Origin of the sequence: Paenimyroides tangerinum (assembly GCF_003865405.1) — a bacterium.
Classification (GTDB): domain Bacteria; phylum Bacteroidota; class Bacteroidia; order Flavobacteriales; family Flavobacteriaceae; genus Flavobacterium; species Flavobacterium tangerinum.
In genome coordinates this window covers 1-21,086 of the sequence record NZ_RQVQ01000017.1, presented here as the reverse complement: position 1 = coordinate 21,086, position 21,086 = coordinate 1, and the positions used below count along the sequence as shown (strand labels likewise).

At 29.9% G+C, this 21,086-nt stretch carries 22 protein-coding genes; 4 read left to right on the top strand and 18 right to left on the bottom strand.

The genetic code is table 11. From position 1 onward, the window contains the following. The first annotated feature begins 60 nt into the window (after positions 1 to 60). The gene (locus EG240_RS08870; RefSeq protein WP_125019038.1) at positions 61 to 840 is read left to right on the top strand and encodes an NYN domain-containing protein; all 780 of its coding nucleotides are present in this window, start codon (positions 61 to 63) and stop codon (positions 838 to 840) included. A 145-nt stretch (positions 841 to 985) separates the two neighbouring features. On the opposite strand, the gene EG240_RS08865 is transcribed toward EG240_RS08870, so the two are convergent. Next, positions 986 to 1,318 (bottom strand): hypothetical protein, encoded by a 333-nt coding sequence (locus EG240_RS08865; RefSeq protein ID WP_125019037.1) that lies wholly within the window; start codon positions 1,316 to 1,318, stop codon positions 986 to 988. Further along, positions 1,315 to 1,926, bottom strand: a complete 612-nt coding sequence (locus EG240_RS08860) for a hypothetical protein (RefSeq protein WP_125019036.1) — start codon at positions 1,924 to 1,926, stop codon at positions 1,315 to 1,317. The genes EG240_RS08865 and EG240_RS08860 overlap by 4 nt, the downstream gene beginning before the upstream one ends. A gap of 198 nt (positions 1,927 to 2,124) precedes the next feature. On the opposite strand from EG240_RS08860, the gene EG240_RS08855 reads away from it, so the two are divergent. From EG240_RS08855 to EG240_RS16840, 3 genes are all read left to right on the top strand, one after another. Continuing rightward, positions 2,125 to 3,081, top strand: a complete 957-nt coding sequence (locus EG240_RS08855) for an NAD-dependent epimerase/dehydratase family protein (protein WP_125019035.1) — start codon at positions 2,125 to 2,127, stop codon at positions 3,079 to 3,081. 286 nt (positions 3,082 to 3,367) lie between these two features. Beyond that, a complete protein-coding gene (locus tag EG240_RS16845) occupies positions 3,368 to 3,541 on the top strand; it encodes a hypothetical protein (protein WP_235830360.1) in 174 nt (57 codons plus the stop codon). 25 nt (positions 3,542 to 3,566) lie between these two features. After that, on the top strand, positions 3,567 to 3,728 hold the full coding sequence (locus EG240_RS16840; protein WP_235830359.1) for a hypothetical protein: 162 nt from the start codon (positions 3,567 to 3,569) through the stop codon (positions 3,726 to 3,728). Positions 3,729 to 3,843: 115 nt separating this feature from the next. On the opposite strand, the gene EG240_RS08845 is transcribed toward EG240_RS16840, so the two are convergent. From EG240_RS08845 to EG240_RS08780, 16 genes are all read right to left on the bottom strand, one after another. Beyond that, on the bottom strand, positions 3,844 to 4,605 hold the full coding sequence (locus tag EG240_RS08845; RefSeq protein ID WP_125019034.1) for a GLPGLI family protein: 762 nt from the start codon (positions 4,603 to 4,605) through the stop codon (positions 3,844 to 3,846). Positions 4,606 to 4,750: 145 nt separating this feature from the next. Further along, on the bottom strand, positions 4,751 to 4,921 hold the full coding sequence (locus EG240_RS16485) for a hypothetical protein (RefSeq protein ID WP_158612014.1): 171 nt from the start codon (positions 4,919 to 4,921) through the stop codon (positions 4,751 to 4,753). A gap of 288 nt (positions 4,922 to 5,209) precedes the next feature. Next, complete coding sequence (recO, locus tag EG240_RS08840; protein WP_125019033.1) at positions 5,210 to 5,923, bottom strand: DNA repair protein RecO; 714 nt, start codon at positions 5,921 to 5,923, stop codon at positions 5,210 to 5,212. Then, a complete protein-coding gene (gene porZ, locus EG240_RS08835) occupies positions 5,923 to 8,217 on the bottom strand; it encodes a type IX secretion system anionic LPS delivery protein PorZ (RefSeq protein ID WP_125019032.1) in 2,295 nt (764 codons plus the stop codon). The genes recO and porZ overlap by 1 nt, the downstream gene beginning before the upstream one ends. Before the next feature lie 640 nt (positions 8,218 to 8,857). After that, a complete protein-coding gene (locus EG240_RS08830) occupies positions 8,858 to 9,139 on the bottom strand; it encodes a hypothetical protein (protein WP_125019031.1) in 282 nt (93 codons plus the stop codon). A 63-nt stretch (positions 9,140 to 9,202) separates the two neighbouring features. After that, entirely contained in the window at positions 9,203 to 9,796 is a 594-nt protein-coding gene (locus EG240_RS08825; protein WP_125019030.1) for a lipoprotein signal peptidase, read from the bottom strand. Between the two features lie 91 nt (positions 9,797 to 9,887). Then, the gene (locus tag EG240_RS08820) at positions 9,888 to 10,274 is read right to left on the bottom strand and encodes a TraR/DksA family transcriptional regulator (protein WP_125019029.1); all 387 of its coding nucleotides are present in this window, start codon (positions 10,272 to 10,274) and stop codon (positions 9,888 to 9,890) included. A gap of 11 nt (positions 10,275 to 10,285) precedes the next feature. Beyond that, on the bottom strand, positions 10,286 to 13,687 hold the full coding sequence (gene ileS, locus EG240_RS08815) for an isoleucine--tRNA ligase (protein WP_125019028.1): 3,402 nt from the start codon (positions 13,685 to 13,687) through the stop codon (positions 10,286 to 10,288). Positions 13,688 to 14,208: 521 nt separating this feature from the next. Then, the gene (locus EG240_RS08810; protein WP_125019027.1) at positions 14,209 to 16,869 is read right to left on the bottom strand and encodes a carboxypeptidase regulatory-like domain-containing protein; all 2,661 of its coding nucleotides are present in this window, start codon (positions 16,867 to 16,869) and stop codon (positions 14,209 to 14,211) included. Next, entirely contained in the window at positions 16,857 to 17,597 is a 741-nt protein-coding gene (locus tag EG240_RS08805) for a GLPGLI family protein (RefSeq protein WP_125019026.1), read from the bottom strand. Before EG240_RS08805 ends, EG240_RS08810 begins: the two co-directional genes overlap by 13 nt. 2 nt (positions 17,598 to 17,599) lie before the next feature. Further along, complete coding sequence (locus tag EG240_RS16965) at positions 17,600 to 17,731, bottom strand: hypothetical protein (protein ID WP_262674742.1); 132 nt, start codon at positions 17,729 to 17,731, stop codon at positions 17,600 to 17,602. A 204-nt stretch (positions 17,732 to 17,935) separates the two neighbouring features. Then, positions 17,936 to 18,274 (bottom strand): hypothetical protein, encoded by a 339-nt coding sequence (locus EG240_RS08800; RefSeq protein ID WP_125019025.1) that lies wholly within the window; start codon positions 18,272 to 18,274, stop codon positions 17,936 to 17,938. Positions 18,275 to 18,491: 217 nt separating this feature from the next. Continuing rightward, positions 18,492 to 19,259: a GLPGLI family protein gene (locus EG240_RS08795; protein ID WP_158612013.1), complete on the bottom strand. Its 768-nt coding sequence runs from the start codon at positions 19,257 to 19,259 to the stop codon at positions 18,492 to 18,494. A gap of 35 nt (positions 19,260 to 19,294) precedes the next feature. Next, complete coding sequence (locus EG240_RS08790; RefSeq protein ID WP_148096343.1) at positions 19,295 to 19,603, bottom strand: hypothetical protein; 309 nt, start codon at positions 19,601 to 19,603, stop codon at positions 19,295 to 19,297. A 220-nt stretch (positions 19,604 to 19,823) separates the two neighbouring features. Continuing rightward, positions 19,824 to 20,555 carry a GLPGLI family protein gene (locus EG240_RS08785; protein WP_125019022.1) on the bottom strand — a complete coding sequence of 244 codons (732 nt, stop codon included), beginning with the start codon at positions 20,553 to 20,555 and terminating at the stop codon, positions 19,824 to 19,826. 52 nt (positions 20,556 to 20,607) lie between these two features. Further along, complete coding sequence (locus EG240_RS08780; protein WP_125019021.1) at positions 20,608 to 20,925, bottom strand: hypothetical protein; 318 nt, start codon at positions 20,923 to 20,925, stop codon at positions 20,608 to 20,610. Between the last annotated feature and the right edge of the window lie 161 nt (positions 20,926 to 21,086).

Genomic DNA, 21,086 nt, shown 5'->3' with positions numbered 1-21,086 from the left:
TAATTTAGTTAGAGCTTTTGAACAACTGTTTTTTAGCTGATATTTTAATGCTAAAAAATAATGAGCGAAAAGAAATTTAACATTGCTATTCTGATTGATGGAGATAATGCACAACCCAAACTTTTAAAAGAAACCATTGAAGAAGTTTCCAAATATGGCAAAGCGACCATTCGTCGAATTTATGGAGATTGGACTTCGCAAGCAATGAATTCTTGGAAAGCTCTGATTAATCAGCATTCGATAAATCCAATTCAGAAATTCTCTTACACAACTGGAAAAAATTCTACCGACGGAGCATTAATCATTGATGCAATGGATATTTTACATAGCAAAAATGTTGAAGGATTCTGTATAGTTTCTAGCGACAGCGATTATACAGGATTGGCAAAACGGATTCGTGAAGAAGGTTTGTTCGTAATGGGAATTGGAGAAAAGAAAACTCCAGAATCTTTCGTGCAATCTTGTGATATTTTTACGTTTACAGAAAATATTACACCAAAAATTGTTGAGGTTAAAGAACCCGAAATTAAAACGAATCGTGTTGGAACGCTCTCAAAAAGTAAAATACCAAAAGTGACTCCTAAATCTAAAAAGAAAAACAGTATTCTTTCTGATAAAGACAATAAAACCATTTCTCGTGCTTTTGATATTTCTACAGACGAAAATGAAATTGCTTATATTTCTACTGTTGGCGCAAATATTAGAAAAATTGACCCAAGTTTCGATACTCGGACTTATAATTTTGCTACACTTTCTAAACTTTTTGAAAATCTAGATGAATACGAAGTTATCCGAAATGAAGTCGGTGCTTTAAATCATCCGTTAGTAAAACGAAAATAAATCACTTGTTGTTTTTTTGATTTTAACTATTCTAAATCAATAAAGAAGGAGATTTCGAAATGACAAAAGTTAAAATAAAAAATTTAGAATATTTGTCACCAAGCGAATTCTACATTGACAATGTTGAACGGAAAGAATAAAATTATTAAAAAGGAATAGGTGTTATATTTTTTGTTTCTATAAATATGCCATTTTTATCATATTTACTGACCTCGTTTTTAGTAAAATCTTCAATGGTAATGTAGTCTAAGTTATCGTTTTTGTAATAATAGGTTGTTGTTATATCCGAATCAATCTTAGTGAAATGTTGGCGTATGTGTTCACCATTTTCGTAAACATCTGTACAGTATATTTGATTGTCAATCGTATATGAAATTGAATTTTTTTGGCCGTTTTCATCAAAAGTAATACTTTCATTTGTGTTCAAATCCGAAAGTACTTCAACCGAACCATCTTCGTAATAGCTAGTGTAAGTCATTTTTTATTATCTCTTTCGCTCTTAATTTGTCCATTCGGATAATAATAGATTTCAATACCTTTATCATATTCATCTCCTTTTTGTACAATTATACTTAGGTTTATTTTTCCATCACGATTAAATTGGTTTAATTTGGTGTAAGTGCCAATGTCTTCATATGTAATAAATGTATTTCCTTTTGAATCTTTGAAATTAGCTGTTGTAAATCTTCCATTTTTAAAAGAAAATTTCATTTCGCAATTCTCAGAATCAATTATAATTTTGATTGTCGTAATTCCAATAAATTCACCTTTTTCATTAACCTCAAAACGCATGGTAAAACCTTTTCCTTCTAAGAGATAGCTTCCTTTTTTAGGTTTAAAAATTTTAAATGCTTCTCGATGATTTCTTTCTTTTTCGATTAATTCACTTCTTTCTTCTTCATTATGTGGTTCGGGATACTCGAATTCAATTCCATAATTAACCAATTCTCTAATTTCAATAATTCCGTTTTTCCGAAAAATCTCATTAAAATCAATGAAGTACTTTTCGTCAAGTTTAATAATTTCTTGAGCAAAATTTGAATTGCTAAATAGTAAAATGGATATGAATAAAAATATTTTCCTCATTTTGTAAAGTGTTGGTAATTAAATATACAACTTAATTTCTAAAATATAATTAGAAAAATCTACTGAGTTTTGTTTCAATTCGATATTTAAAATCAAAACAAGATGAAATTTGAACGTTTTTTATGAAATATTTATTATTTGAATTTATTTTAAAGAATTATTTAATGCACTATATTTGTTGAAAACAAACTAACGAACATGAACACAACTATATTAATTATTGGAGCCTGCGGACAAATCGGTACCGAGTTAACCGCAAAGCTTAGAGAAATTTATGGAATTGATAATGTAATTGCTTCAGATATTAGAAAAGGAGAACAAGAAGTTTTTCAAACTGGTCCTTTCGAAGTACTTGATGCAATGAACTTAGAACAAGTTACTGCTGCTGTAGAAAAATACAAAGTAGATGAAGTTTACTTAATGGCTGCTTTACTTTCTGCAACTGCCGAAAAAAATCCTGCTTTCGCTTGGGATTTAAACATGAATTCACTTTTCCATGTGTTGAACTTAGCTAAAGAAAATAAAATCAAGAAAATTTTCTGGCCTTCAAGTATAGCTGTTTTCGGACCTACAACTCCTAAATATAACACACCTCAATATACGGTTATGGAACCTTCAACGGTTTACGGAATTTCTAAGCAAGCTGGTGAACGTTGGTGTGAATATTACTTTAATAAATTTGGTGTTGATGTTCGTAGTATTCGTTATCCAGGTTTAATTTCTTGGAAAACCTTACCTGGTGGTGGAACAACCGATTACGCAGTTGATATCTATTACAAAGCAATCGAAGACAATACATACAAATGTTTCCTTTCTGAAGAGACTGGTTTACCAATGATGTATATGGATGATGCTATCAAAGCAACTATCGGAATCATGCAAGCAAAAAAAGAAGATGTGAAAATTCGCTCTTCTTATAATTTATCTGCAATCAGCTTTACTCCAAAAGAATTAGCTACTTGTATTGCAGAAGAACAGAATGGTTTTACAATTTCTTACGAACCAGATTTCCGTCAAGCTATTGCTGATTCTTGGCCTTCAAGTATCGATGATTCAGAAGCAAGAAAAGATTGGGGTTGGAGTCATGATTTCGATATGAAAAAGATGACGAAAACCATGTTAGAAAATCTGAAAACAAAATTAGCTGAAATATAGAGTCTATTTAAGAATTAAGTTAATGAAAATAACAGAATAGCATTAAAAAAAACTTACTTAATAAGTTAATTGACAGTTGTTTGTGATGTTTGTGGTGTTGATTTTTTCGTAACTTGTTGTTGTCAAGGCAAATAAGTTAACGTGAATGTTTATCCTACAAACATTACTGACAATCAGTGGTAATTTTTAATAAACGTTCAATTTCAATGAAAGAAAACACAAACATCAATTAAAAGTTATCTGGAATGCAATTATATACTTTGTAAAAATTGTCTATCAGAGGAGTATGCTTCAACAAGATTTTCCAAAATGGGAATTGGTTTATTATTATTACAACAAATGGATAAATACAGAATATTTTGATTTATTACTTTCGAAATTGTGTAAAAAAGTTAGATTAAAAAGACATCAAAATATAGAACCAAGTTTAGGAATTATGAACGACCAAAGTGTAAAATAGGGCAGCGATCGTTCATTAAAAGGTTATGATGGAAATAAAAAATAAATTCGGATATATTATCAGCGTAGCAATGAGAAATGAAGAAAAGAAAACAGGTTTTATTCCAATTTCTAAAATATGGATTAACGAATGGACTTTTTTTGGCTTGATAGCGATAGAAGGCTATGCTACAATTATGAATTATTAATGGAAAACTCCGAAAATATGGTCAAAATTGCCGCCATAAAAAATTTATTGAATAAAATTTAAACTGTCTTTAAGAAAAATAAACTATGTAGATATTTCAGGAACGAACTGAAAAATTATTCTTCCCATTCGTATTTTAGTTCGATGCCATTTCTTGAAGGTTTATAATAAACAACCTCATAATCTCTATTTGAGTTATTAGGCATATTTTGTTTTGATTCAGCTTCCATTTCTAAATATTGACGTAAAGTGACCTTTTTTCCATTCATACTTGTAAGTAAAGGAAGTTTTAAATCAGAAACAGATTCCACTGATTTCAATTTAAACCAAAATTCTCCTTTTGCCTCCTGAGCTTCAATAATTAAACCTGGTAAACCCTCAAACTTCCATGGACCTGAACTAATAGGAATATCAGACGTGTACCAAACAATCCATTCTCTACCTCTAAAATCAACTAAAGCTTTATGAGCTAACCAATTACCAATTTTCTTTCTTTCATTTAGTAGAACCCAATTAAATTCAAACGTTATATCATTTATTAAAAATGGAGTTCCTAAATATGTTTGAAAATAAGAAATTTCATTATTTTTTTTAAAAAAATATCTGTCATCTGTAGAAGTGGAAGCTGTGAAGATAGTAGAAGTTTCGTCAATATTAAAACGAATTTTCTCTTCATCTGTAAACTGAACAATTTCAGTTTGAGTCAGTTTTTTTGATAAAAAGTCAATGTAAACTGATTCATCATTAACCCTATCATATAGTAAAACTCCTTCTCGAATATTTCTTTTTAAATTATAATCATAAATAAAAATATTTTGCGAAATAGATAATGGAATATTTATAAAAAATATAAAATGCAAGAATATAATTTTCTTCATAAAAAAAGGGGGAGATACTCCCCATATTAATTTAAATTTTAATAGTCACAAAAGGTAGAAACATCAGTTTTTTCATCAAAAATATATTTTTGTTCTTTAAGGTCGCTTAAATATTTAACTTTAAATTGACTTCATTCTCTTTCAGTTATGGTACATCCTTTACCGTCGTGATATTCTGTATCACCTCTGGATTAATAACTTTTACTGTACATGAAGTTTTAGGCTCAAAGTCAAAATTTTCAGCAAAATTTTGCGCTTCCTCGTTCGAAGCGAAACTGCTAAAAGCAAAAGCTAGGCAAGCTAATGCAGTAAGCATCTTTTTTTATAATACTATATGTATTTATTTAAAAATGTATTTGAACTTTTTAAAAGTTTAATGTAACAAAAATAACTTAAAAACATGCTTTTTTTAAATATTTTAACGACAAAAGAAAGTTTAGATAAATAAAGTGTCGGTTTTATTATTCAGAAGAAAAATTAAGAGTTGAATCTAGTTTTAAGTAAAAAAAATACTATTGTTCCCATTCGTATTTGCTTTTTAAGAGTTGTAAAAATTTTTAAAAGAATCTTGTCAAAAAACACCAAAAGACAGTTCTTAAAACATTTAACTAAAAACCTCAATTAACACATTTAGCGAATTGGGTTCTTTAAAATTTACAACATGCTTTTGATAATAAGAAACTAACAATCTCAATAAATTTCTACGTTCATTTGCGCTAAAAATTTTTTCATTATCTGTTAAATTAAACCTCATCAATTTTCGAAGCAGAATTGTTTCTTCTTCATTAAAACAATCTGGATTAAATTGATTTACAAAAACACCTTCTCTTGCATTAAAATAAAACGACTTTTCATCGGAATCATCAAAATAGAAACCTAAATATTTGGTTAATTCCAGAATAAAATACAAATGGAAATTAGCACTTCCTTCATGGTTATCAAACCACAACAAAGCAGTTTCTATGAAAGAATATAACTGTTTATTTGGCTCTTCTTCTTTTATTGCATTTGAAAGAAATTCGGCTAAAAAAATACCCATTACATTCTTTACGTAATCAATATTCAGAGAATGATACGGATGTCCTAAACTTACTGACTTTATGTATTCTAAATTCGATTTATTTTTATGATCAGCTTCTATTTCCAACAGCGTTAATGGCTGAAAATAGACCCGGTTTTGCGCATTCTTAGCTTTAGAAAAAGCATTCCGAATGAAATAGGTTTTTACACCAGCTTGTTCTGTAAAACATTTTACGATTAAACTTTTCTCTTGATAACGAATCGCACTAAAAACAATAGCTTTTGTTTTAACAAGCATTACCTAGCAATCATTACTTTCTTTACAATAGTATCTCCGCCGTCTGGAGCAGAAATAAAAATCATATAAACACCAGAAACTACTTTATTTCCAGAAAAATTATGAGTATTCCAAAGTACTGTTCCTCCTTCAGATTTCTTTTCGAAAACTAAGTTTCCAGCAACATCAGTAATCTTTACATTCGATTCATCAACTAAACCTGCAATTTTAACTTCACCTGTAAAATCAGGTCGAACTGGATTAGGAAAAACCTTTACATTATCAAGCTTTTCACTTGAATCAGTAGCAAAATTTAAAAACGAAACAATTCCTTTAGAAGTTAAAAAGAAAACTTCACCAGTCTTACCATTTATTGAAATATCAATAACATCGTTACTTGGTAATGGTGAATTTTGCATATTGAACTGATAAATCGTTTCTTGACCATTTGGAGAAACCAAGAAAACACCTCCACCAGAAACTGAAACCCATTTGTTATTTGCACCATCAACTGTGATTCTAAGAATTTGCTGCTTATAAAATAACTCCTCAGCAACACCATCTTGAAGAATAATAATCGAATTAGATCTTAATACATTCGAATTTATAAATTGATCTACAGAAGAAAGCACGCGTAATCCATCTAATGTTCCAATCCATAATTGATTGTTATTATCTATTGCAATAGAATTAACTTGTGCTGAAGGTAAATTTCCAGTACCCAATGTAAGCTGTAAACTTTTATTATTTCGAGTTTCATTAAATGCGAAAATTCCATTATTATTCGTTGCCAACCATTTGGTGTTATTTTTATCAATCAGCGGTACACCAAATTTCTCCTTATCTTGAAGATTATTTCCTGTTGTTGAAAAAAATTGCGAAAAAGAATATGATCTCCAATTACCTTCTAAATCGAATGATTTAAGTGGAGCATTTGACCAGCTATTTGAAACCCAACCTGTTCCATTTCTGTCAAAAGTAGGTCCGCTTACACGAGTTGTATTTACACTACCATCAACAACAAAACTCAAAGGTGAATTTGTATAATCATACAATTCAGATGTACTTTGTGAAAAATTTTCAGAATCTAATGTAATATCAACCATCCCTTCTAAAAAAGAGCTTAAAAACATATGTCCCTTTTTACGAGGATTTATAGAAATATTATTTGTAGCTCGTACATTATGTAAGTTTGCTGGTTTTAAATAATTCCAACCTGATTGAGTGTTATATTTACTTATACCAAAAGTTGTATAAACTGGTCCATAATCTACAGTCATTCCTCCAAAAACAACATAAAAATCATTATTATCAAAAAATAATTTATAAGTTCTGTTTGAATATGGTCCTGTAGGCGAAATATTCCTTTCCGAATTAGTTGATCGGTCAATAATCATTGCTCCATCTTGTTTTGTTCCCAAAAAGAAAGTTCCGTTTTTAACTAAAGCGCAATTAAATCTCCCTGTATTATCATTGAACAAATATTCAAATTGAAAAGATAAATTTTGATTATATAAACGAACTGATTCGTGTGTAACAACAGTTAACTCTTTATTGAAAGCAGTAATTTTATAAAATCCACCGTAAACGGTACCAACAGCAATTGGCAAATCATTTTCAAAACGATTTAAAGTTAAATCTTCTTTAACTCCGACTAAAGATCCGTCTAAGTTTGCAATACTTAACCATTTCGAAGCATCGTAAATCTGCCATTGAGCATAGTCAATTTTATTTTGATTTGAAATTGAAATTCGTTTTAAACCATAATCTTCAGTAATTGAAAAAATATAACCACCAACAACAGTTGTTTGAAGTACTTTTGTATATTCTCCTGAATTACCAATATAATACGAATCCCCGAAATTATTATCATTCAATCGAATAACACTAATTCCGTAATCCGTTGAAACATAGGCCAAATTTTCATCAACATAAATATCATTGATCTTTTTGATATTATCTGGAATTGAATTTTTATTAACTATATCGTTTAATAAAATAACATTCCCTGAAACTTCATCAATAATTGCAATTTGCCCGTTCGTGTTTCCGATAATAATTTTATTAAAATTTGAACTATGTGCAATTGCAGAAATATCAAACGCTTTAAATCCGTTTATTGAATTGTAAATTTCAGAAGTTTCGTCTGCATCGCTCCATGCAAAAACGGCGTTATCTGTTGCAAAATAAGTTTTAGAGGATGAATACGCAATTGCACGAACTTCGTTATAAGAAAAATAACCTTTCCAAATTTGATTTTGCGCAAATGCACTTACTGATAAAAACAGAAATAATATGTTGTATAAAAATTTCATATTCACGATTTAATACTTACAAATATAAACGATAAGTTATATAAAGTTAGTACATTTTGAAGTTGATTTTTTTTACATTCCGTTTTATAAGCAAAAAAAGAAAGCTGAAAAGCTTTCTTTTTTGTTTAAACATTACTTTATATCAAAAACAGAGTAATAATCTTTAATGAATTTATCCTTTTCAAAAACTAGGTATTTATTAGATAAACTATTATATTCTTCACTTGAAAGAACATCTTCGAAAAACAACTTTAAATATTTAGAAGTTAGATTTGTTTGATAATATTTTGTGTCTATACCTATAATATTTCGCTCTAGATACTTTATACCCACCAAAGTTACCTATATTTAAATCAAATTAATATTCGCCTTTTGAAAGTTTACAATTTTTACGAAAAATCCTTATCTACAAAAAGTGTTTCTTTACTTTGTATCTCTATAGCTTGTTCATTATAAGTGGGTCCAATTTGATGTTTAAAAATCCATTATCGTCATCATCAAAATAAATATACTCTAAACGAGTTCTTGATGGTAATCAGGAACACCTGAAAAATAGAGAAATTTAGATATATTCGTTTCAATTATTTCATTTTCAAAACTACACTTAAAAACATCGAATTTAACAAATTAAATAAAAAAACTACATAAACCGCATAATCACTAAAGTCAAAACTCCGATTACAAATCCATAGAAATACACATTCTTGAATTTCAAATTCATGTTTATCCATTTATACAAAAAGTAGAAGGTTGTTACCAAAGTCATAACAATCATATACAACCAACTCATTTCATAAAACAGACTAAAAACAGCTGAATTGGCAATTTGCGGCAGCTTCGATAAACTCCAAAATGCTAGGCTAATAAAAACTAAAAACGCAGCAATTTTATCCACAATAGGCAATTGACTAAATTTATCCATCAGATATTATTTTACATTTAAACATAAAAAAAGCCCTTACTAAAAGGACTTTCTATTATATAATTAATCTTTAAAGATTCGTTTATTAAAAATAATTAACAATGCTACCCCAACTGAAATCGCCGCATCAGCTACATTGAATATCGCATTGAAGAAGGTAAAATACTGACCTCCCCAAATTGGTAACCATTCTGGTAAATATCCTTTCCAAATAGGAAAATAAAACATATCAACCACTTCTCCATGAAACCAAGTTCCATAAGGCTCGTTTGAAAACAATGTTGCCACTTCGTGTTTGCTATCGTTAAAAATAACACCATAAAAAACACAATCAACAATATTTCCTAAGGCTCCAGCTAAAATCAAAGAGATAGAAATGATTAAAATTTTAGATGAATTCTTTTCAATTGAATCTTTCAACCACCAGAAAATTCCTCCAACAGCTAAAATTCGGAATAAGGTTAAAAACAACTTTCCGTAATTCCCTGGAAGTTCAACTCCCCAAGCCATTCCATCGTTTTCTATAAAGTGAATTCGGAACCAATCAAAGACATAAACTTCTTGGTCTAATTGAAAATTAGTTTTGATATATATTTTGGACACTTGATCTATTACAAGTACTAATATTACAAATAGAATGGATTTTTTTAAAGACATTATTTTTATTTTGATTGACAAATATAGGCTATTTTACAAAGAAAAAAAACGCCCCGAAGAGCGTTTTAATATTATTTTAAGAAGTTAAAAATTAACGTTGTTGCAATTTAGCTTCCATACTCATCGTTGCATGAGGTACAACTTTCAAGCGTTCCTTTTCAATTAACTTTCCAGTTACACGACAAACACCATAAGTTTTACTTTCAATGCGAATTAAAGCATTCTTTAGATCACGAATAAATTTTTCTTGTCTAATTGCCAAAGCAGAATTCGCTTCTTTAGACATTGTTTCACTACCTTCCTCAAATGCTTTAAACGTTGGAGATGTATCATCTGTTCCATTGTTTAAATCGTTCATATAAGCACTTTTAATCAAATCTAAATCCGCTTGCGCTTTTTCGATTTTCTTTAAAATGATTTGCTTAAACTCAGCTAAATCAGCATCTGAATAACGTATTTGTAAATTTTCTTGTTCCATATCTTTTCATATTATTTGGTTATTGAAATTTGAGTATTAAGCTCGTCAAATTCAATTTCCATACCATTTTCTAAAACATCAACAAATTTTAATTCATCAGTTAATGTTTCTGATTTGATGTATTCTAAATTCGCATTGACAGCTTCTTCAATCACAGCTTGCGATAAAATTTTCACTTTTACCTTATCTGTAACCTCAAATCCCGAATCTTTTCTAATATTTTGTATTCTATTAATTAACTCACGAGCAATCCCTTCTTTTCTCAATTCATCAGAAATAGTAATATCTAACGCAACCGTAACTCCGTTTGAATTAGCCACTAACCACCCCGGAATATCTTGTGAAGAAATCTCAACATCAGCAATGGTTAAGATAACATTATTTCCTGAAACAACAATAGAAATCTCTCCATTTTTATCAATTTCATTGATTTGATCTTGACTTAAATTCTGAATCTCTTTAGCGATATTATTCATTTCTTTTCCGAAACGAGGTCCTAAGGCTTTAAAGTTTGGTTTGATTTGTTTTACCAAAACTCCAGAAGCATCATCAAGTAATTCAATTTCCTTAACATTCACCTCAGCCATGATTAAATCTGCAACTGCCTCAATTTCTGCCTTTTGATTTTCATCTAAAACAGGAATCATGATTTTCTGTAACGGCTGACGAACTTTAATCATTTCTTTCTTACGCAATGATAGCACTAAAGATGACACAATCTGCGCTTTCTCCATTTTACTTTCTAACGACTTATTAACAATTTCGCTATTAAATTTCGGGAAATCAGCCAAATGTACAGATTCAAAACTATCTTTATTTGTTGCAGCAGTTAAATCTTTGTAAAGTTTATCCATAAAGAATGGTGCAATTGGCGCAGATAATTTAGCAACTGTAATTAAACATGTATATAATGTTTGGTAAGCTGCAATTTTATCTTGTGCGTAATCACCTTTCCAGAAACGACGACGGCATAAACGCACATACCAGTTTGATAAGTTTTCTTGTACGAAATCTGAAATCATACGAGCAGCACGTGTTGGTTCGTAATCTGCATAAGCATCATCAACATTTTTGATTAATGAATTTAATTCAGATAAAATCCAACGGTCAATTTCAGGACGTTCTTCTAATGGAACCTCAGCTTCGCTATAAGTAAAACCGTCAATATTTGCGTATAAAGCAAAGAATGAATATGTATTATATAAAGTTCCGAAGAATTTTCTACGAACTTCTGTAATTCCTTCTAAATCGAATTTTAAGTTATCCCACGGATTTGCATTCGAAATCATGTACCAACGCGTAGCATCTGGCCCGTGTTCAGCTAAAGTTGTAAATGGATCAACCGCATTACCTAAACGTTTAGACATTTTTTGCCCGTTTTTATCTAACACCAATCCGTTAGAAACCACGTTTTTGTAAGCATTAGTTCCGAAAACTAAAGTTCCGATTGCATGTAATGTATAGAACCAACCACGAGTTTGATCTACTCCTTCTGCGATAAAATCAGCTGGGAATGATTTATTCTCATCGATCATTTCTTTATTTTCAAAAGGATAATGCCATTGTGCATAAGGCATTGCTCCAGAATCGAACCAAACGTCAATTAAATCGGCTTCGCGTTTCATTGGTTTTCCAGATGCAGAAACTAAGGTAATGTTATCTACCACGTTTTTGTGTAAATCAACCTTATCGTAATTCGTTTCAGACATATCTCCAACAACGAATCCTTCAAAAACATTTCCGTTATCAATTCCTGCTGCTTTAGCCTTAGCAATTTCTGCAACCAATTCTTCAACAGAACCAATTAAAATTTCTTCTATTCCGTCTTCCGTTCTCCAAATTGGCAATGGAATTCCCCAATAACGAGAACGAGATAAGTTCCAATCGTTTGCATTTTTCAACCAGTTTCCAAAACGACCTTCTCCGGTTGCTTTTGGTTTCCAGTTGATGTCATTGTTCAATTCGAACATCTGATCTTTAACTTCAGTTACTTTAATAAACCAAGAGTCTAACGGATAGTATAAAATTGGTTTATCTGTTCTCCAACAATGTGGGTAACTGTGTACATATTTTTCAACTTTGAAAGCTTTGTTTTGCTCTTTAAGCATAATCGCAATTTCAACATCAACCGATTTCTCTGGAGCTTCACCTTCATTGTAATATTCATTCTTAACATATTTACCAGCCATGTCACCCATTTGAGCCACAAAACGACCTTGTAAATCTACCAACGGAACTGCATTTCCGTTTTCGTCTAACACCAACATTGGCGGAACTTCTGGAGTTGCTTCTTTTGCAACCTTAGCATCATCTGCACCAAAAGTTGGCGCTGTATGCACAATTCCGGTTCCGTCTTCTGTAGTAACGAAATCTCCAGAAATAACACGGAATGCATTTTCTGGATTTTGATATGGTAACGTGTAAGGCAATAATTGTTCGTAACGAATTCCTACTAAATCAGCACCTTTAAAATCTTTAACAATGAAATAAGGAATTTTCTTATCACCAGAATTGAAGTTCGTTAATTCAGCTTCATCTTCAATCGCAAAAAATTTACCAGCAAATTGCTTAGCAACTAATGGTTTTCCTAAAATAACCGTAATCGGTTCAAACGTATATTGATTGAATGTTTTAACTAAAACATAGTCTATTTTTGGTCCAACTGTTAACGCTGTGTTCGATGGTAATGTCCAAGGAGTTGTTGTCCAAGCTAAAATATGAATAGCTCCGTAACCTTGTAAGAAATCTGGTAATGAGCTTTCAATCGTTTTAAACTGAGCTACAATGGTTGTATCTGTAACATCACGGTACGAACCTGGTTGATTTACCTCGTGTGATGATAAACCTGTTCCGGCTTTTGGTGAATACGGTTGAATGGTGTAGCCTTTGTACATTAAATCTTTGTCATAGATTTGTTTCAACAACCACCAAACCGATTCCATATATTTAGGTTTGTAGGTAACATACGGATCTTCCATATCTACCCAATATCCCATTTTTTCTGTTAAGTCGTTCCACAAATCGGTATAACGCATAACGGTACGTTTACACGCTTCGTTATATTCTTCAATCGAAATTTTAGTTCCGATATCTTCCTTAGTAATTCCTAATTCTTTTTCGGTACCTAATTCAACAGGTAAACCATGCGTATCCCAACCTGCCTTACGTTTTACTTGAAATCCTTTTTGCGTTTTGTATCGGCAAAAAATATCTTTAATGGCACGTGCCATCACGTGGTGAATTCCAGGTTGACCATTTGCTGAAGGTGGTCCTTCAAAAAACACGAAAGGTTGATTCCCTTCTCTCGACGTGATACTTTTGTCGAAAATAGCTTGATCTTTCCAATATTGTAACATTTCCGATGCAACATTTGGCAAATCAAGTCCTTTATATTCTGTGAATTTAGTGCTCATTATCTATTTTTTGTAATCAAAGTGCGAATTTACACAATTTCTATCAAACTGACCTATTTATTTAGAAATCAAGTCACAAAAAAAAGCAACAATCTTCAAATGATTATCGCTTTTTATGTTATTACTTTTCAATATTATAATTTATCCTTTGGGCGTTCCCTTCGGGCGGGCTTTTCGCTACAATCTTTTCATGTTACATTCGCTTCACTCAAGTAACTTTAAAAAGGATTTCCACTGCAATCCCTAACGCAAATTTAGTTAGAAAGTAAGAAAGTCGAAAAGTTAAAAGTTAAAAGTAAACATAAAAGTTTGTTTTAAACTTCTGAATGTTCAAATCCAGTTTCTCAACGATCGAATTCAGTTCCTCAACGTTCAAATTCAATTCCTCAATGTTCAAATTCAGATTCTCAACTTTCAAATTCAACTACTCAACTTTCAAATCCAGTTTCTCAACGTTCAAATTCAGTTCCTCAATTCTAACTTCTTAATACTCAAATCTAATATCTTAATACTTTAAAACACTAAAACCTAAATTTAAAACTCCCTAAAACATAACGTGGCAACAAACGATAACTTGTGGTTGAATAACCCACATCTGATGCATTAAACGTTGTGAATTTTTCGGTATTAAACACATTATTTGCTTTTAAACCAATGGTGTATTTATCGCCTTTCAACTTATACGTTGCTTCGATATCCAAGAAAAAATAATCACGTTGATTTTTTTCTAAATTCCCAAAATAATAATGTTCGGTAACCGCTTTTACATCCAAACGGTCGTTAAGTTTATAAAACAAATCCAAGAAACTAAATCCGTTTAAATTGGTGTTTTCAAAACCTGGAGATTGCACTTTACTTTCAGTCCATTCGGTTCCTAAATGAAAATTAAATGCCGTTTTAAAATTGGTACGCCAAGCTAAATTATAACGTAAAGATTCATATACATTTTTACGCAAATCGCTTCCGTTAATCGCATTGAATGAAAAACCTTTGCTTGCATTAAACTTCAAATTTAAATTACTTTTTAGTTTTCGTAAATAAAAATTCGCTTCGGTATTTAAACCATAATTATCGCCACCCTTAATAAAAAAACTTTCAGAAAGCGAACTGTTTTGTTCTAACGAAGTTCGGTAAGCCAACGCATCGTTTTGTTTGGAATACGTAATTCCGAATGAAAAACGAAAACGATTTAAATAATGACGAATGGAATAATTTAACGAAGCATTTGAATTTTCAAGCTGATTAAATTCACCAACTCCTTTAGAAAAACTTCTTGATGATTGCAACAAATACGTATCATTCACTTGCTGAATATCTAAATTCGAAAAATTATACGAATAATATCCACTCAACATGTTTGTTGCATTAATATCCCATTTGGCATTCACATTCGGGTTTACAAAAAACACGCCTTTAGTGGTTTGCTCGTGTAACGAATTTGAAAAGGTATTAAACAACTGATGCACATCTGCGTTGGCCGTTATTTGCGCTTTTTTCCATTTCCAAGTGTAACCACTTTTTGCATAAAAATCGTGCATTTGAAAATTAATGTTTGCTTGAAAATCTGTTGGTTCTATAAATTGCGTATCTGAAGTAAACAGTTTAAACTGCGTATTTAAATCTTGGTTCGAAAATTCGTAACCTACTTTAACCTCGATTAAATCATCTTTTTTCTGTTTGAATTTTAAATCGGTTTCAATACCACCATAGGTTTTATTGTTTTGTATATCATTACGAACCGATTGCACATCATACGGAAACAAATCGCCCATTAAATAATCATTAATGTTATAAAACTGTGGAATTTTATTAGTAAAAAAACGCGCTTTAACTAAAGCTGCATTTTTGTCTTTCCATTTGGTTGTAAACGTAGCTTTGGCATCGAAAAACATATTTTTGGTTTCTAAACGTTCTAAAGTAGAAACGCCATTAAACGTCAAATCGTTTTTATTGTTGGCATTTCCGAAACTAAATAACGAACCAATTTGTAGCATTTTAGTTTTAGAAATATCGTAGGTCAAAAACGCATTCAAATATCCTTTTTGGAGTTTGCTTTTAAATTTTTCAGCTTCGATGTTTTCAAAACTAGTTTCGCCTACTTGTGTAAAACTAGCCGAATTACGAAAAGCATCTAATTCATCATAACCTAAGAATCCACCTAATTTTAATTTCATTTTAGGATTGATTGGAAAAATAGTATTTAACGAAAGCATTTCAGCATTATTAAAACGTGTGCGATGGTCTTTTAAAACGGTTCCGCCACCTGAAAGATACATTTGTTGGCGGTTTTGTTGGCCATAACCAATGCTCATCATATCAGATGAATTGTAAAACATATCATCAATATTACCAACATTATCGTAACCGATGTTGTTTAAACCAAAGGTGAAAAAGGTTTTGTACTTTTTACCAAAGTTCATTAAGTTACCCGAAATCTGATAGCGATTTTCGGTTACTATGCCATAACCCAAACTTAAATCGCCAAACCAAATGCTTTTGTATTCATCTTGAATAGTTAAGTTAAGCGCAACAGCATCGGAGTTTTCAACGCCTTTTAGTAATTTGTTGTTGGAATAATGACGTAAAACCTCAACTTTATCTAAAGGTTTAGAAGGCATATTTTTTGTTAAAATAGAATAGCCGCGATTGAAAAAATCATCGCCATCGACCATGACTTTTTCAATTTCTCTGTCTTCAAATTTTATTTTACCATCTTTTTCTACGGTAATTCCCGGTATGTTTTTAAGCAAATCTTCAACCACCACTTCTCTGCCCGTACTAAAAGCTTTGGCATCGTAAACCAAAGTGTCGCCACGCAGTTTTATGGGATTGTCAATCTCGATAACCATATCTTCTAAGATTTCTGTAGATTGCTCTAAAACAAAGTTTTTGGTAAATTTTTTATCTTCTGCTTTTATTGTAATTTGTGCGATTTGTTTAACGTAACCTAACGAATTTACTTCGACAACGAATGTACCCAAGTCGTTTACAGCAATTGAGAACTCGCCGTTTGGTTTGGTAAAACCAAAATGCAAAATTTTGTCTTCGGTGTTTTTTACAATAACAGAAACGTTTGGCAAAACCTCATTTTCCATAGAAGAAACCGTACCTTTAAACTCGGTTTGTGCGAGTAAAGGAACGGTTGTTAATAAGGTTAAGATTATAAATATTATTCTTCCCATTCGTATTTGGGTTCTAAAAAATTAGCTCTATCAGCTTTTATAACAGTCACGGTTGCACCTCGTGGTGTTGCAGCTTTTGTTGAATTTTCATGAAATTCATTTTGTAATGTAACATAATCACGAATTGATACTAATTTATCTATTTGCGGTAATTCAATATTTACATCTTCATTATATTTAATATTTCTTAAAACATAATGATATCTCATTTCCAAAGAATATGCTTCAATAACTAATCCTGGCAAACCATTAAATTTCCATGGTCCAACTTGAATTGGTATTTCCGCAGCAAACCAAACTTCAAACTTTCGAGAACGATAATTACCGATTGCTTTCTTACAATTAAGATTACCAATTTGTTTTTCATCAGAAGTAATTTGCCAATCAAAAACAGGGAAAATCTCCTCAACTTTGTAAGTAGATTTAACAAAATCTTCAATTAAAAAACATTCCCTTTTTTTAAAATCAAACAAAACAAATTCATTATCTAAATTTTTAGCAACAGTTGCAATAAAATCCGCATCGTGTTCATTTTCTTTTATATCCCAAGGAAGATTTTTATAGTTCTCTCTAAAAATTGAAGTTTGCGAATTATAATCATAATACAAAACAGAACCTCTTCTCATTGGATGGTCTGTATTATAAAAAATATCATATTCAGCTAGAATGTTTTGACTATGAGTAACATTTAAAATAAATATTCCCAAAAAAGTAAAAAGAAATTTCATAATTATTTTGGTATTGGAGCTCCCCAAGAATATCTAGAAGCTCCTAAATAAAAACCTTGAGCCTCTAACCCTTTAATCCAATCTTTTACATGACTTGTACAATCTGAAAATCTTTCTGCAACACAAGTTTCCATTGTTAATGTTTCTAAATAATTACCTTCTTTATCTAATTTAATTACATTTGCATAACAATCTAAGAAAAAATCTTCATCTTGAATAATTTTTATTGATTATTTAGGATACAATCCTCTGTATATGTTTTTTCTATTTGATTGGCGAATACGCTTATATTTATACTTATAAATAGAAATAAAAATAATCTTTTCATAATCTAACTTTTAATGATTATTATAATCTACATCAACTCCTCCAACATTAAAATTTGCCATATAATAAGCAACAACTTTATTCGCAAAATTATAACAACCATCACGATCTATTGTTGCATTATATTCATATTTCATATCATCCGTTTTATTTCCTTTTGAATCAAGAAGTTGGATAGTTACATAACAAAAAAAGAAATCTTCACTTTTTAAGCTATTTTTACAAATTATTGAAGTATTCAAATTAGAATTTTCTATAATTTCATTTATTACTTCAACTTCCTCATTCGAAGCGAAACCGCTAAAAGCAAAAGCTACGCAAGCTAATGCACTAAATAATAATTTTTTCATAATATTATAAGTAATTAGTTAAAATGTTTTAGAACTTTTCTAAAACTCATAATACAATAATAATAATACAAAACAAGTTATTGTTGTAAATATTTTATAATAATTTAACTTAAAAAATAAATAATACGTAAAAATATAGTGTTTTAGATTATTTATTTGAAATATAAAGCACAAATAGAAATATAGTTTTTGAAACTTAATATTAAACGAAAAAATATTATTCTTCCCATTCGTATTTGGGTTCTAGTAAATTTCTATATCCAACAACTTTAGTCCTATTTTCATAGTTTCTACTTGCATCGTTAATAACATCAGAGTTTTCATCCATAAATTTCACCAAATTTTCCAAAGTCATTAATTTATATTTTGGTAAAGTATCATCTATAATCATATTACCAGATTTTATACTTTGTAAAAGATAAGTAACTTTTTTGTCTAAAGTTGAAGCTTCGAAAATCAAACCTGGAGCTCCAAAAAGTTTCCAAGGACCAAATGGTATAGGATATTTCATCGAAAACCAAATTTTCCATTGTAAACCACGAAAACTACCAATTGCTTTCTGGCATTCAACTTCATTTATAGTTTTAAATTCATTTTCTAAATTCCAAGTTATGTTGGCTATTGATTCTTCTGAAATAAAATTTCCGAAATATGGATCTTGGACTGTTTCAAATAATTTATTTAAAACTAAATTTTGAACTATAAATTTATCATCGTATTTATATTCTGATTGAATTACATAGTTACTAACATCTGTATATAAACTCTCATCATCTTTATTATCAGGTATCACAAATTCCGCTTCATTTTTAAGATAAACAGTAGAATTATTTTTTTCCACATAAAGTGCCTTCTGATCACTAATAGTCATATAAACATCTCGTGATAAAGGCCTTTTAAAATCATAAAAAACCTTATAATTTAGAAAAACAACATCATTCTGTGACTTACAATTTAATGAACTAAAAATGATAAAAAAAAACAAAAAATTTTTCAAGATAATATTTATTTATAAACGAATTAGTTCGGAGAAATTACGTTTGGTTGTTTATAAGATATGTTATGTTTTTTTGCCATTTCACCTGCAAAAGCATCACATTTTAAATTCCCACTTATTTCAGTTTCAAACCAAAAAGTTTTTGATTCAACAACTGTATATTCTCTTCCAAACCAATCGGTTAAATGAACATAAACCGTACAAATCACTTTATAAACAGGTACAAATGGGTCGTCATTTTCAATAGTTTCAATTATTTTTAGATTTAAATCTTTAGTTTCAAATACTTCACTAAAAGCAAAAGCTACGCAAGCTAATGCACTAAACATCATTTTTTTCATAATATTATAAGTAATTAGTTAAAATGTTTTAGAACTTTTCTAAAACTTACATTACAATAACAATACAAAACAAGTGTTTTTGTTATTATTTTATAATAATTTAACTTAAAAAATAAATATTTATCAAAAAAAATAAATTTAGTTAAACCAACATCAATTTCATTATTCAAAAGAAAAATAAAAGGTTAAATATACTTTTAAGCGAAAAAAATTATTTTTCCCATTCGTATTTTAATTCTTCAGCTCTAGGAAAATTAATTTTTACACTTTCATCTCTATTTAAATCTGTTTTAAGATACGGCATCTCTTCTTTAGTTTCAATAAAAGTTTGGAAGTCCATTTTTTTAAGATTATCAGTTGGTATATCTAAATTATCGACTACACCATACTTTATGCTAGTTGCAACAAATGAGAATTTTTTATCTTCATCATAGGCTTCTAATATAAGACCTGGTAAACCATTTAATTTCCAAGGCCCGGTTGAAAAAGGGATTTCGGGTGAATACCAAGCATTCCATTTTCTTCCTCTAAAAACACCGGTCGCTTTATAACATTTTAAATTAGATATTATTTTAGTTTCACTTTCAAGCTGCCAATTTATATTTGGAAATTTATCATAGACAATAAAATCACCAACCATTATGATATTATCAACAAAAACAATTTCTTTTGTCTCTGAACTATACTTGTAATATCTATCGTTATATTTTACGTCAAATTTTAGTGTATTATCATCTATTACATCATCTACAATCTCTTTTTTTATTTCTTTAGAAGTATCCATTTTTTCATTAAAAACAGAAATTTTATCATTTATAAAAAGTGTTGCATAACGTTCAATATAACTTAATCTATTATAGGTCACTAAATAATCAACTTTTAATTGATTTTGGGAATAAAGAAGATTGTTAACCAACAAAATGATTAAAAAAAGTTTTTTCATATTTTAAATTTAAAACTTCACAAAAAAATCTGTGAAGTTTATATTTCTAATCTTAGCTTGGCATAAGCACATTCTGATACCTTTCAGACACACTATTAACAAAAGAAGCACAATTACTATTTCCAACAGACTCCTTCACAAAATAATACTTTTGTTCATGTGTTAAAGTAATTGTCCCTCCCTTTCCGTCAGGAAATTCTACATTAACAGTACATGTATACACACCTACAACTGGATCAGCCGCAGGTTTCTCAACTATTTCCACATCTAAATCAGAAGTGATCTTGTCCGTTTCTACCACTTCACTCGAAGCAAAACCACTAAAAGCAAAAGCTACGCAAGCTAATGCACTAAACATCATTTTTTTCATAATATTATAAGTAATTAGTTAAAATGTTATAGAACTTTTCTAAAACTTATAATACAATAATAATAATAATGCGAAACAAGTGTTTTTATTATTATTTTATAACCTGAGTTCGATTAATAAATCAAGAAAAATAGTTGGTAAAAAAAAGAAATAGTTGTATA